Genomic DNA, 12,683 nt, shown 5'->3' with positions numbered 1-12,683 from the left:
ATCCCGGCGATGGCACGGTGAGCCGATTCTTCCTGCGCTGCCACGGCAGCGCAGGAAGAATCAAGACCGCCTCGAACACAAAATTACTGACACTCCCGTTCAAGTCAGACTTGAACTCCATCAAGTTCACGCTCGCCCGGCCAGCATGACCAGACGGGCAGCCAGCCTTTCTCGCTCGGCGGGCACGCAAACTGTGCCGCCACACCAACTCCGGCGATCCACGCCAGTTGATCCCCCACCCACAGCAGCGGTAGTTCATCCCGCAGCCAACCCGGCACACCGGCTTCCTGGAGCAGGTTTTTCAAGGACCGGGACGGACCGGCCGGATGCAGGCGCATCCGCTCCCCACCCCCACGCCGACGCAGCACGCACGGCTGCCCTGCCAGCAGCGCCGCAGACAGCCCCTTCCCCGTTGCAGGCTGAAAGCAGACTTCACCACCGGCCCAATCCACCGTTGGCTCACCGGACCAGCCGACGGCATCGGGTGCGGGCGAGCAAGCAATAGCTTCCAGCCACCATTCGTCGCGATAGATGCACAGCGCCGACGCCCCCACCGGCAGCCGCAGCCCGGCCGGCGCGGCATCGGCGCGGAACTGGCGTTCGATTTCGCAAAGGGAGTCCTCATCCGGCATCGCCTCGCCCGCCACGGCCAGCACGCGGCGCAGCACGTTGCGCAGGCGGGGCGAGCTGAGCCCGAGGGCACGGGTGTGCAGGTAGTGGCTCGAACCCGGCTTTGCCAGCGCAGCGAGATCAGCGTCGGCCAGTTCGTCCAGCAGGTCAGACGCCTCGGCAGCAAGTCGGCCGAGACGCGCCAGCCCCGCCGCCGCGCCGGGAAAACGCGCGCTCACGGCCGGCAGAATGTCGTTACGCAGGAAGTTGCGCGAGAAATGGCTGTCGGCATTGCTCGGGTCGTCGATCCAGCCCAGGCCATGAGCCGTTGCATGGGCCATCAGCGCCGACCGGGGTACGTCCAGCAGCGGTCGCCACAGGCCGGGCTTGCCCCCACCCGGGACGATCGCCCGCATCCCGGCAGCGCCGCGCACGCCAGCCCCGCGCAGGGCGCGAAAGAGGACTGTTTCGGCCTGATCATCCCGATGATGGGCGAGCGCCAGCCAGTCGACGCCGCCTTCCAGCAGCACGGCCCGGCGGGCATCGCGGGCGGCAGCCTCAAGGCCGCCGGGATGGGCGCGATCCACCGTCACATCGTGCACGGCAAAAGGCACGTCCAGCCGCTCGCACAGCCCACGGCAGGCGTCACCCCACGCCGCCGAACCCGGCACAAGGCCGTGGCGCACGTGGGTGGCGATCAGATCGAAATGAAACTGCCCGCGAAGGCCCGCGAGCAGATGAAGGAGAACCGTGGAATCGAGCCCGCCGGAGAGACCGACCCGGATGCGCCCCGCGGGTGCTGGCAGGCGCTGCCAGCTCGCCGCGACGCGGGCAGGCAGATCAGTCGACGGCAATTTCCTTGAACTTGCCGTAGCTCATCAGCCGCTCGAAACGCCGTTCGAGGAGTTCGGACGGCGACAGGTCGGACACCTGACGCAGCGCATCCTGCAGCGCCCGCTTGAGGCTCTGGGCCATCGCCCGGTGATCCCGGTGGGCGCCGCCCACGGGTTCGTTCACCACCTTGTCGATCAGCCCCAGGGACTTGAGACGGCCGGCGGTGATGCCCATCGTCTCGGCGGCGTCCGGCGCCCGGTCGGCGCTCTTCCAGAGGATGGAGGCGCAGCCTTCCGGCGAGATCACCGAGTAGGTGGAGTACTGCAGCATCATCAGCTGGTCGCCCACGGCGATCGCCAGCGCGCCGCCGGAGCCGCCTTCGCCGATGATCGTGCAGATGATGGGCACCTTGAGATTGGTCATCTCGTAGAGGTTGTGGCCGATGGCCTCGGACTGGCCGCGCTCCTCGGCGTCGATGCCGGGATAGGCGCCCGGGGTGTCGACGAAGGTGAAGATCGGCAGGCCGAACTTCTCGGCCAGGCGCATCAGGCGCAGGGCCTTGCGGTAGCCCTCGGGGCGAGGCATGCCGAAGTTGCGGAAGATCTTTTCCTTGGTGTCGCGGCCCTTCTGGTGGCCGATGACCATGCACGGCTGGCCGTTGAAGCGGGCCAGACCGCCGACGATGGCCTTGTCGTCGGCAAAGCTGCGGTCGCCGTGGAGCTCTTCGAAGTCGGTAAAGATGTGCTCGACGTAGTCCAGGGTGTACGGCCGCTGAGGGTGGCGGGCCACGAGGGCGCACTGCCACGGCGACAGCTTGGCGTAGATGTCCTTGGTGAGACCAAAGTTCTTCTGTTCCAGGCGGGCGATCTCTTCGGAGATATCCACGGCCGAATCGTCCTGCACGAAGCGCAGTTCTTCGATCTTCGCCTCGAGCTCGGCAATCGGCTGCTCGAAATCCAGGAAGGTCGTTTTCATTGGGGGCAGGCTCAAAAAAATTTCACGCATTTTACCCCATCGCCCCGAAAGAAACCCAACGGGCGGGCAGACACCACGCCCGACAGGCAAATCGCATTGCTGCACAGCGCAACAAGCCGCTAACATCCCGTCCTTTTACCCGCTCCGCGGCCCCTCCCCCTTCATGGCTTCGATGAATCTCCTGCGCGCCCTCGCCACCGTCAGCGGCATGACGCTGCTGTCACGCATCCTCGGCTTCGTGCGCGATTTCGTGGTCGCCCGGGCCTTTGGCGCCGGCGTCGAGACCGACGCCTTCTTCGTGGCCTTCCGCCTACCCAACCTCTTGCGGCGGATGTTTGCCGAAGGCGCCTTCTCCCAGGCCTTCGTACCCATCCTGGCCGAGTACAAAAACAAGCGCGGCGAGGCCGAAACCCACCGCCTCGTCAATCACGTGGCCAGCGCGCTGGGCCTGGTGGTGCTGATCGTCTCGATCATCGGCGCAATCTTCGCCCCGTTCATCATCTACGCCACCGCGCCGGGTTTCTCGAACGACGCCACCAAGTTCGAGCTGACCGTACAGCTCACCCGCATCACCTTCCCGTACATCTTCTTCATGTCGCTGGTGGCGCTGGCCGGCGGCGTGCTCAACACCTGGAGCCGCTTCGCCATCCCGGCCTTCACGCCGGTGCTGCTCAACCTGTCGTTCATCGGCATGGCTCTGTTTGCCGCACCCTACTTCGATCCGCCGGTGATGGCGCTGGGCTGGGCGGTGTTCATCGGCGGGCTTGCCCAGCTGGTGCTGCAGCTCAAGCCCCTGGCGCAGATCGGCATGCTGCCGCGCTTCTCGCTGGATTTCTCCGATCCGGGCGTGCGGCGCATCCTCAAGCTGATGGCGCCGGCCATCCTCGGCGTGTCGGTGAGCCAGATCTCGCTGCTCATCAACACCGTGTTCGCGTCCTTCCTGCCCAGCGGCAGCGTGTCTTGGCTGTATTACGCCGACCGCCTGATGGAGTTTCCGGCCGGGATGCTGGGCGTGGCGCTGGGCACCATCCTGCTGCCCAGCCTCTCCAAGATGCACGCCGACAAGAACCCCACCGAGTTCTCGTCGCTCCTCGACTGGGGCCTGCGCCTCACCCTGATGCTCACCCTGCCGGCCGCACTGGGCCTGGCCCTGCTGGCGGTGCCGCTCATCACCACCCTCTTCTACCACGGCGCATTCACCGCCGCGGACGTCTTCCAGACGCGCACCGCGCTGGTCGCCTACAGCGCCGGGCTAGCCGGGCTGATCCTCGTCAAGGTGCTGGCGCCGGCCTTCTACGCCCGCCAGGACGTGCGCACGCCAGTTAAGTTCGGCCTCATCACGCTGGCGGTCACCCAGCTCATGAACCTCGTGTTCATCGGCCCGCTGCAGCACGCCGGGCTGGCGCTGTCCATCGGCCTTGCCTCGTGCATCAACGCCGGCATGCTCTACCGCGGCCTGCGCCAGCGCGGCATCTACATGCCCCAGCCGGGCTGGGCCAAGTTCGGCGCCAAGTTGGGCGTGGCGCTGGTGGTGCTGGGGCTGGCGGTGTGGTTTGCGGTGGGCGCCGACGCGGTGTGGCTCAAGTATCCGGGCACCGAGCGGACGATCCGTCTGCTGGTGCTGGTGATCGGCGGCATCCTGGTGTATTTCGCCACCCTGTTCGCCCTGGGTTTCCGGGTCAAAGACTTCCGCCGCCGCGGCACGAGCTGAAATAAAATCCGGGTAATGCTTCAAGAACAACCCGGAGACATCAGCATGCAACTGACCAGCCAGAGCCTGACCGACGGCACCCCGATTGCCGGCGAATTCGCCTTCTGTGTGCCGGCTGCCGAAGGCCACGTGGCCCTCAGCACCAACCGCAACCCGCAGCTCGCCTGGAGCGGCGTGCCCGCCGGCACGCAGAGCTTCGCGGTGATCTGTCACGACCCCGACGTGCCCAGCCGCGGCGACGACGTGAACCAGGAAGGCCGCAGCGTGCCGGCCGACCTGCCGCGGGTCGATTTCTTCCACTGGGTGCTGGTGGACCTGCCCGCCGGCACCACCGCCATCGAGGCCGGCGCCCATTCGAGCAGCGTCACCCCCAATGGCAAGTCCGGCCCGGACGCCCCGGGCGGCGGCCGACACGGCATCAACGACTACACCGGCTGGTTTGCCGGCGACGAGCAGATGAAGGGCAACTACTTCGGCTACGACGGCCCCTGCCCGCCCTGGAACGACTCCATCCGCCACCGCTACGTGTTCACCGTCTTCGCACTGGACATCCCCCGCGTGCCGGTCGAGGGCATCTTCACCGGCCAGCAGGTGCGCGACGCCATCGCCGGCCACATCCTGGCCCAGGCCAGCCTCACCGTCAGCTACAGCCTCAACCCCGCCGTTCCGGCGTAACGGGCATTACTCTCCGCCGGCCCGCCCTTCCCGGCGCGGGTCGGCCGCGCCGATCCAGCCCTTTCCGCCACGCACCACCAGCGCGATGCCGCTGGTCATGTCGACCTCACGCAGCGCATGCCCGCGGGCCCGCAGGCCGTCGATCACGTCCTGCGCCATCCGGCCGCGTTCCACTTCCGTCGGGCCGTTGCGGCTGCCCAGGCGCGGCTGGCTCACGATCTGCGCCGGGCTGAGGCCACCTTCCAGCAAGCCCAGCAGCGCCTGAGCCACGTAGTTGGGAATCTGGCTGCCGCCCGGCGAGCCGAGCACCGCGTAGAGCCGGCCCTGCCGGTCGAACACCAGCGTCGGCGCCATCGAGCTGCGCGGGCGCTTGCCCGGCTCCAGCCGGTTGGCGCCTTCCGTCGAGAAATCGGTGAGCTGGTTGTTGAGCAGAAAGCCACCGGCCATCCGCCGGTTGCCAAAGGCGTCCTCGATGGATGAGGTGAGCGCCACCGCGTTGCCAGCGCCATCGACGATGGACAGATGCGTGGTGGATGGCCGCTCGCCCTCCTCACCCGGCGCTGCGCATTCGATACCCGCCGGCCGTCGGGCCGGGCCCGCCAGGTCACCGACCAGCACCGCACGCCGGGCCAGATAGCGCGCATCGAGCAGTGCCGCCACGGGCACCGGCCGAAAAGCCGGATCGCCCACGCAACCGGCCCGGTCGGCGTAAGCCAGTCTCCCGGCCTCGGCAAAGCGATGGGCGAAGGCAGTGGAATCGGGCGCAGGGGCAGCCGGCAAGGCCTGCCAGATGCCCAGCATCGCCAGCACGGTGGTCGCCCCAGAGCTGGGCGGCGGGAACCCACACACCCGGTAGTCACGGAAAGGCCGGCACAGCGCCGACCGCCGGATCGGCGCGTAGGCCAGCAGATCCCGCTGACCGAGCAAGCCCCGCGCATCCGCTGCGTCCGCCGACAGGCCACCCCGCACGGCATCGCTGATCGCCTCGGCCAGCGGGCCGCATCGCAGCGCCTCAGTGCCTTCCGCGGCAATCCGACGCAGGCTGTCGGCGAGGGCCGGATTGCGCAGGCGATGCCCGACCGGCAACGGCCGTCCGTCAGCATCAAAGAAGTGGGCCTGGAGCGCCGGATCAACGAAGCGGCCCTCGTGCGCCAGCAGGCGATGCAGCCGCGGCGACACCGCAAAGCCGTCTTCCGCCAGCCGGATCGCCGGCTCGAAAAGCACAGCCCACGGCAGTCGGCCAGACGCGGCATGCGCAGCGGCAAGCATCGCCACCAGCCCCGGCGTGCCCACCGCCCGCGGGTCACGCACGGCATCGCGAAAGCCAAGGGGCGCGCCCGAGGCATCGGTAAAAGGAAACGTGGATGCGGCCAGCGGCGCGGTCTCGCGCCCGTCCCAGGCATCGATCTGCTGTTTGCGCACATCGAAGTGCATCAGCAACCCACCCCCGCCGATTCCCGACGACTGGGGCTCGACGACGCCCAGAACCATCTGCGCGGCAATCGCCGCATCCAGCGCCGAGCCGCCCTGGCGCAGCATGGCGACCGCGGCTTCGGTGGCGTGGGGATTGGCGGTGACCGCCATGAATCGCGCGCCCGTGGCAGGTGGCGAAATCTCGAAGCCGGCGGCGATCTCCGGCGGCGGCGGTTCGGCCCGGGCGCCCGAAGCCGCCAGGCCGAACAACAGCAGCAGGCCGCTAAGGCGCATAGCCCGGCAGGCGGGCCGCGAGCAGCGGCAACTGCAGGCGCAGGTAATCCGGCAGGCCACCGGCAAAACGCGGCCAGTCCTCGCCTTCAATCAGCGGACGGCACCAGCGCCGGAAGGCGTCGGTGACGCCGAAGCCGTCCGCCGCGATGAACTCGGCGGGCAGCCGACGTTCCAGGTTGCCCACCGCCTCGAAGGGCGACAGGTTGGTGCGCCAGCGGTAGGGCGAATCGGCGAGGCGTTCGATCCCCACCACGCCCTGCTGCCCCGCCAGCGCCCGCCGCACCGCCGCCTTGCCCACCGCCGCGGCCTGGGCCGTGTCGGTCTTCGAGGCCAGATGCCGGGCCGAACGCTGCAGGTAATCCGCCAGCGCGTAATGCACCTTGTAGCCCAGGCAGGCGTGGATGCGCTCGGCCACCACTTCGCCGGCGCCGCCCAGCTGGATGTAGCCCTTCTGATTCCGATCCTGCATCGCCAGGATCTTGCCGTCGGGCCCGCAGATGCCCTCGGCCACCACCACCGCGCAGGCCCCGACCCGCTCGACCACGGCCTTCACCCTTGCCAGGAAAGCCTGTTCGTCGAAAGCCACCTCGGGCAGCAGGATGAGGTGCGGCGCGGCGTCGGCGTCGTCGGCCGCCAGGGCGCAGGCCGCGGCGAGCCAGCCGGCGTTGCGCCCCATCACCTCCAGCACGAAGGCGCGGCCATCGTTGGTGGTCATCGCGGCGAGATCCAGCCCCACTTCGCGGACGGAGGTGGCCAGATACTTGGCGGCGGAGCCGAAACCCGGGCAGCAGTCGGTGCCGACGATGTCGTTGTCCACCGTCTTGGGCACACCGACCACGGTAAGTGGATAGCCCCGGGCGTCGGCGGCGGTCTGGATCTGGCGGCAGGTTTCCATCGACCCGTTGCCGCCGTTGTACAAAAAGTAGCGCACGTCGTGGGCCGCCAGCACCGCAAACAGCCGGTCGTACTGGGCCGCGTTGCGCTCGAGCGGATCGAGGTCGAAGCGGCACGAGCCGAACGCGCCGCCCGGCGTGGCACGCAGGCGGCCCAGATCGGCGTCGCTGATCCCGGCGGTATCCACCAGCGTCTCGCGCAGCACGCCGAGGATGCCGTTACGCGCGGCCAGCACGCGGCCGATGCGGTCCGGGTGGGATCGGGCCTCGTCGATCACGCCCGCCGCCGACGCGTTGATGACGGCGGTGACGCCGCCCGACTGGGCATAGAGGAGATTTCCGTGAAGCGGGTTTGCTGTCATCGCATCCACCGTGCAGCCAAGCAGCGCTCGCTGCCCAGAAATGAAAAGGGCCGGCTGTGAAGGCCGGCCCTGGTGCCACGCGAGGGGCGCTTACTTCAGCGCGTCGAAGGCGCGGTCGCGGATTTCCTCGACCTTGCCCAGACCAGCGATCTTGCGATACTGCGGCGCGTTCGGCTCACCATTGGCAGCCCAGTCCGAATAGTAGGCCACCAGCGGCTTGGTCTGGGAGTGATAGACATCCAGACGCTTCTTGACGGTCTCTTCCTTGTCGTCGTCACGCTGGATCAGCGGCTCACCGGTCTCGTCGTCCTTGCCTTCAACCTTGGGCGGGTTGAACTTGACGTGATAGGTGCGGCCGGAAGCCACGTGAACACGGCGACCGGACATGCGGCCGATGATTTCCTCGTCGGGCACGTCGATCTCGAGCACGAAATCGATGGGCACGCCGGCGGCCTTCATGGCCTCGGCCTGCGGAATGGTGCGCGGGAAGCCGTCAAACATGTAGCCGGACTGGCAGTCGGCTTCCTTCAGGCGATCCTTGACCAGCCCGATGATGATGTCGTCGGACACGAGGCCGCCGGCATCCATGACCTTCTTGGCCTCGATACCCAGCGGGGTGCCGGCCTTGACGGCCGCACGCAGCATGTCGCCGGTGGAAATCTGCGGAATACCGAATTTTTCCTTGATGTAATTGGCTTGAGTGCCCTTGCCGGCTCCCGGCGGTCCCAACAGAATCAGACGCATGCTTACCCTCCTCTGGTTATTGTCGCAGCGATGTGGAACAACGAACTTAACTTGAAACTTACGTAAGGTCAAACACGCGGCGGACCCGCTCGAGATCGTCGGCGGTATCGACGCCCGCGGGTGGCGCGTGATCGAGCACCATGACCTGGATCGGGAAGCCGTGGGCCATCGCCCGCAGCTGTTCGAGGGCTTCCCACTGCTCCAGCGGCGAAGGCGCGAGCGTGGAATAGCGCTTGAGAAAGCCCGCCCGGTAGGCGTACAGACCGATGTGCCGGAAAGCCGGCAACCCGGCGGGCAGCGTGCTGCGGTCGGCGGCGAAGGCGTCCCGCGCCCAGGGGATCGGGGCCCGGGAGAAATACAGCGCGCGGCCGTCGGCCCCCATCACCACCTTGACGACGTTCGGGTTGAAGAACTCGTCGACGGATTCGAGGGGATGGCAGGCGGTGGCGATGGCGGCGGCCGGATCAGCGGCCAGCGCGGCGGCGGCATCGGCGATGAGCTGGGGCGGAATCAGCGGCTCGTCGCCCTGCACATTGACGACCAGCGTGTCGTCGGCCCAGCCCAGTTGCGTCGCAACTTCGGCGAGGCGGTCGGTGCCGGAGGGATGATCGGCAGCGGTGAGGATCACCTTGCCACCGGCCGCTTCGACCACTTCGGCGATTCCGGAGTGATCGGTAGCCACCCACACTTCGTCGGCGCCGGCCTGCACGGCCCGGTCGAGCACGCGCAGGACCATCGGCTTGCCGGCGATGTCCAGCAGCGGCTTGCCCGGCAGCCGGCTCGACGAATGGCGGGCCGGGATGACGATCTTGAACGGGACGCTCATCGGGCCTGGGCGAGTTCTTCTTCGGTCAGGGCGCGGGCTTCTTCTTCGAGCATCACCGGGATGCCGTCGCGGATCGGGTAGGCCAGCCGGGCGCTGACGCTCCACAGCTCCTGCTTGTCCTTGTGGAAGTCGAGCGGGCCCTTGGTGATGGGGCAAACCAGGATTTCAAGCAGTCGGGGATCCATCGATCTTCTCCACAATCAGTTCTGCCGCGCCCGGCGCAAGCTGCGCCCGGACCGGCCACACCCAGCTGTCGGCCGGGGCGAAAGGCGCGCATTTTACCGCATCCTTCTCGGTCATCAGAAGTACATCGCCATCGGGCACCGCCACATCGGTGGCGGTAAAGGCGTGATGATCGGCAAACGGCCGTCTTTCGATGGTGAGGCCCATGGCTTCGAGCTGGGCAAAGAAGCGTTCGGGCCGCCCGATGCCGGCCATCGCGTGGACGCGCCGCCCCTTCAGATCGGCCGGCACGCAGTGCTCGGCCCGGTTGCCGACGCGCTCGAAAGCGCCACCGGCCAGATGAAAATCGAACACCGGCACCGGCTTCACTGCAGCAGCCAGATCGGCCGAGAGCCCGCCGTGGGCGAGGATCACCGTCGCCTCGGCCAGCCGCCCGACGCCTTCGCGCAGCGGGCCGGCAGGCAGGCGCAGGCGGTTGCCGAGGGTGGCTTCGTCAACCACCACGATCTCCACGTCCCGGGCCAGCCGGTAATGCTGCAGGCCGTCGTCGGCGATCAGCACATCCACATCGGGATGCGCCGCCAGCAAGGCCCGCCCCGCCGCCGGACGATCACGCCCGACGAAAATAGGGCAACCGGACGCCGCAGCCATCAGCACCGGCTCGTCGCCAAAGCGGGTTGGATCGCCGCCTACGGGCACTTCGGCCACGCCTTCGACCGTTCCGCCGTACCCCCGGCTGACGATGCCCGGCCGCTTGCCGCGGGCGCGCAGCTCGGCAGCCAGCCACAGGGCGATGGGTGTCTTGCCGCTCCCGCCGACCGCGATGTTGCCCACCACCACCACGGGCACCGGCAGCCGCTCGGCCTTCTTCAGCCCGAGCGCAAAAAGCCGGCGACGCGCGCCAGCGAGGAATCCGAACAAGAGGGAGAGGGGAAGCAGGCTCCATGCCGCTGCCCCACGGTGCTGCCAGAAGCCGGGGGCGCTGCGTGGCATGGAGAAGACTGAATGGCTCGGAAGGGACTAGCGCTGGGCCGCCTGGGTGGCGAAAGAGATGTGCACCAGGCCGGCCTGCTGGGCCGCCTGCATCACGTCGATCACGCGCTGGTGGGCAGCCTTGGCGTCGGCGTTGATGATGACCACCGGGTCCTTGGCGCCGGCCGGCACCACGGCCTGCATCGCCGCGGCAATAGCCGGAATGCCGGTACCGCTGACCGCACGCTTGTTGATGACGACCTCGCCGGTGGCGGTGACAGCCACGTTCACCTCGACGGCCTTCTCGTTGCTGGCCTGGGCATCTGCCGTGGGCAGGTTGATCTCCAGCCCGGCGAAACGGGAATAGGTGGTGGTGAGCATCAGGAAGATGATGATCACCAGCAGCACGTCGATCATCGGGATCAGGTTGATCTCCGGCTCCTCGCGGGAGCGGCCACGGCCGAAATTCATGGGTTCTGCCTCAGCGACGTTCGCCGTGGACCACTTCGACGAGACGGATCGCCTGCTGCTCCATCTCGATCACGAAGCCATCGACGGTGGCGCGGAAGTGGCGCCAGAAGATCATGCTCGGCATCGCGATGACCAGACCGAAGCCGGTGTTGTATAGCGCGATGGAGATGCCGTGGGCCAGCTGCTGGGGGTTGGAACCGCCCGGCGTCTGGGAACCGAAGATCTCGATCATGCCGACCACGGTGCCGAACAGGCCCATCAGCGGGCTGATCGAGGCGATGGTACCGAGGGTGGTGAGGAAGCGCTCCAGATCGTGGGTCACGGCGCGGCCGGCCTCTTCGATGGATTCCTTCATCACCTCGCGGGAGCTGCGCATGTTGCGCAGGCCGGCCGCGAACACCCGGCCCATCGGCGAACTGAGGGCCACGCGGTTGATCATCTCGGGGGTTGCGCCGGTCTGACGCAATTCACTCACGACCTTTTCGAGCAGGCCATCGGGAAGAATCTTGCTGCGGCGCAGCGTCAAGAGCCGCTCGATGATCAGCGCCACGGCAACGATGGAAGCAAACAACAAGGGCCAGATTGGCCAGCCGGCAGCCTGAAGAATGGCGAACACGCGAGGACTCCTGCGAATCGTACGAAGCCCGAGAATGTAACCTGCCCTCGGGAGGAGAGCAACACGAAAGGCGCTCAGGACAATCCACAAAATCTGTGGATAACTTTGTGGATTGTTGCCCGGCGAACACCCTAAACCCGCAGCGGGTAAGGCTTTTTCCTACTCGGGTCAAAAATTAAGCGACAAGCACTTTCGTTTAAAATCAACAACTTACAACTTTTAACCCAAGTCAAGCCCGGCGGCCGGTTTTTTTTGACGTGGATCAGAGGTACATGTGGATTCCGGTAGAATCCGCGCCCATGAACCCCCTCCGAAATTCTGCAGAAGTCAAGCCCGGCGAAGTCGTTTCCGTCTCATGGCTCAACCGCGCCGCGCGCGAGGCGCTGGAGGGCAGCATCCCCCTTTTATGGGTCGGCGGCGAGATCTCCACCCTCACCCGCGCCGCGTCCGGCCATCTCTACTTCACCCTCAAGGATGCCGACGCCCAGGTGCGCTGCACCATGTGGCGCAACCGCGCGCAGATGCTTCCTTTCAAGCTCGAGCACGGGATGCGGGTGGAAGTGCGTGCCCTGGTCACCCTCTTCGAAGCCCGGGGCGACTACCAGCTCAATGTCGAGTCGGTGCGCCACGCCGGCGTGGGCAACCTGTATGAAGCCTTCCTCCGCCTCAAGGCGCGGCTGGAGGCCGAAGGGCTGTTCGAACCGGCGATCAAGCGCGCCCTGCCCCGCTTTCCCCGGGGTGTCGCGGTGGTCACCTCGCCCCAGGCTGCCGCCTGGCAGGACGTGATCGCGGCCTTTGCCCGACGCGCGCCGCACCTGCCGCTGTGCCTGTATCCCACCCTCGTCCAGGGCGACGGCGCGGCCTCCCGCATCGCCGCGGCGATCCGCCAGGCCGGCGCCCGGGCTGCAGCCGACGGCAACGACGTGCTGCTGCTGGTGCGCGGCGGCGGCAGCCTGGAAGACCTCGCCGCCTTCAACGACGAAGCCGTGGCCCGGGCGATCCGCGCCTGCCCGCTACCGGTGGTGGTCGGCGTCGGCCACGAGACCGACGTGAGCATCGCCGACTTCGCCGCCGACCTGCGCGCCGCCACGCCCACCACCGCGGC

General features: G+C 67.6%; 13 protein-coding genes. 3 read left to right on the top strand and 10 right to left on the bottom strand.

The features are described from left to right. Positions 1-104: 104 nt before the first annotated feature. The gene (tilS, locus tag QQK25_RS20720; protein ID WP_284189669.1) at positions 105-1,463 is read right to left on the bottom strand and encodes a tRNA lysidine(34) synthetase TilS; all 1,359 of its coding nucleotides are present in this window, start codon (positions 1,461-1,463) and stop codon (positions 105-107) included. After that, positions 1,450-2,418 carry an acetyl-CoA carboxylase carboxyltransferase subunit alpha gene (locus tag QQK25_RS20715; protein ID WP_284189668.1) on the bottom strand — a complete coding sequence of 323 codons (969 nt, stop codon included), beginning with the start codon at positions 2,416-2,418 and terminating at the stop codon, positions 1,450-1,452. Before QQK25_RS20715 ends, tilS begins: the two co-directional genes overlap by 14 nt. Positions 2,419-2,590: 172 nt before the next feature. Here QQK25_RS20715 and murJ point away from each other — a divergent pair, with 172 nt between their 5' ends. Then, a complete protein-coding gene (gene murJ / locus QQK25_RS20710; RefSeq protein WP_284189667.1) occupies positions 2,591-4,129 on the top strand; it encodes a murein biosynthesis integral membrane protein MurJ in 1,539 nt (512 codons plus the stop codon). Between the two features lie 45 nt (positions 4,130-4,174). After that, a complete protein-coding gene (locus QQK25_RS20705; protein WP_284189666.1) occupies positions 4,175-4,804 on the top strand; it encodes a YbhB/YbcL family Raf kinase inhibitor-like protein in 630 nt (209 codons plus the stop codon). Between the two features lie 6 nt (positions 4,805-4,810). Here QQK25_RS20705 and QQK25_RS20700 read toward each other — a convergent pair whose 3' ends face one another. The 8 genes from QQK25_RS20700 to QQK25_RS20665 form a co-directional block, all read right to left on the bottom strand. Beyond that, positions 4,811-6,511, bottom strand: a complete 1,701-nt coding sequence (locus QQK25_RS20700; RefSeq protein WP_284189665.1) for a gamma-glutamyltransferase family protein — start codon at positions 6,509-6,511, stop codon at positions 4,811-4,813. Further along, on the bottom strand, positions 6,501-7,766 hold the full coding sequence (locus tag QQK25_RS20695; RefSeq protein WP_284189664.1) for a 6-phosphofructokinase: 1,266 nt from the start codon (positions 7,764-7,766) through the stop codon (positions 6,501-6,503). Before QQK25_RS20695 ends, QQK25_RS20700 begins: the two co-directional genes overlap by 11 nt. 90 nt (positions 7,767-7,856) lie before the next feature. Next, a complete protein-coding gene (gene adk, locus QQK25_RS20690) occupies positions 7,857-8,510 on the bottom strand; it encodes an adenylate kinase (protein WP_153160944.1) in 654 nt (217 codons plus the stop codon). Positions 8,511-8,568: 58 nt separating this feature from the next. Continuing rightward, positions 8,569-9,336 (bottom strand): 3-deoxy-manno-octulosonate cytidylyltransferase, encoded by a 768-nt coding sequence (kdsB, locus tag QQK25_RS20685; protein ID WP_284189663.1) that lies wholly within the window; start codon positions 9,334-9,336, stop codon positions 8,569-8,571. Then, positions 9,333-9,521, bottom strand: a complete 189-nt coding sequence (locus QQK25_RS20680) for a Trm112 family protein (RefSeq protein ID WP_284189662.1) — start codon at positions 9,519-9,521, stop codon at positions 9,333-9,335. The genes kdsB and QQK25_RS20680 overlap by 4 nt, the downstream gene beginning before the upstream one ends. After that, entirely contained in the window at positions 9,502-10,512 is a 1,011-nt protein-coding gene (gene lpxK / locus QQK25_RS20675; RefSeq protein ID WP_284189661.1) for a tetraacyldisaccharide 4'-kinase, read from the bottom strand. The genes QQK25_RS20680 and lpxK overlap by 20 nt, the downstream gene beginning before the upstream one ends. A 27-nt stretch (positions 10,513-10,539) precedes the next feature. Further along, complete coding sequence (locus tag QQK25_RS20670) at positions 10,540-10,962, bottom strand: ExbD/TolR family protein (RefSeq protein ID WP_153160941.1); 423 nt, start codon at positions 10,960-10,962, stop codon at positions 10,540-10,542. A 10-nt stretch (positions 10,963-10,972) separates the two neighbouring features. Continuing rightward, positions 10,973-11,578: a MotA/TolQ/ExbB proton channel family protein gene (locus tag QQK25_RS20665; RefSeq protein ID WP_284189660.1), complete on the bottom strand. Its 606-nt coding sequence runs from the start codon at positions 11,576-11,578 to the stop codon at positions 10,973-10,975. Positions 11,579-11,877: 299 nt separating this feature from the next. On the opposite strand from QQK25_RS20665, the gene xseA reads away from it, so the two are divergent. Then, positions 11,878-12,683: exodeoxyribonuclease VII large subunit (gene xseA, locus QQK25_RS20660; RefSeq protein WP_284189659.1), on the top strand; the 806-nt coding region annotated here is incomplete at its 3' end.

The sequence above is a fragment of the Zoogloea oryzae genome (genome assembly GCF_030161255.1).
GTDB lineage: Bacteria > Pseudomonadota > Gammaproteobacteria > Burkholderiales > Rhodocyclaceae > Zoogloea > Zoogloea oryzae.
This window is presented reverse-complemented; position numbering and strand designations above follow the sequence as displayed.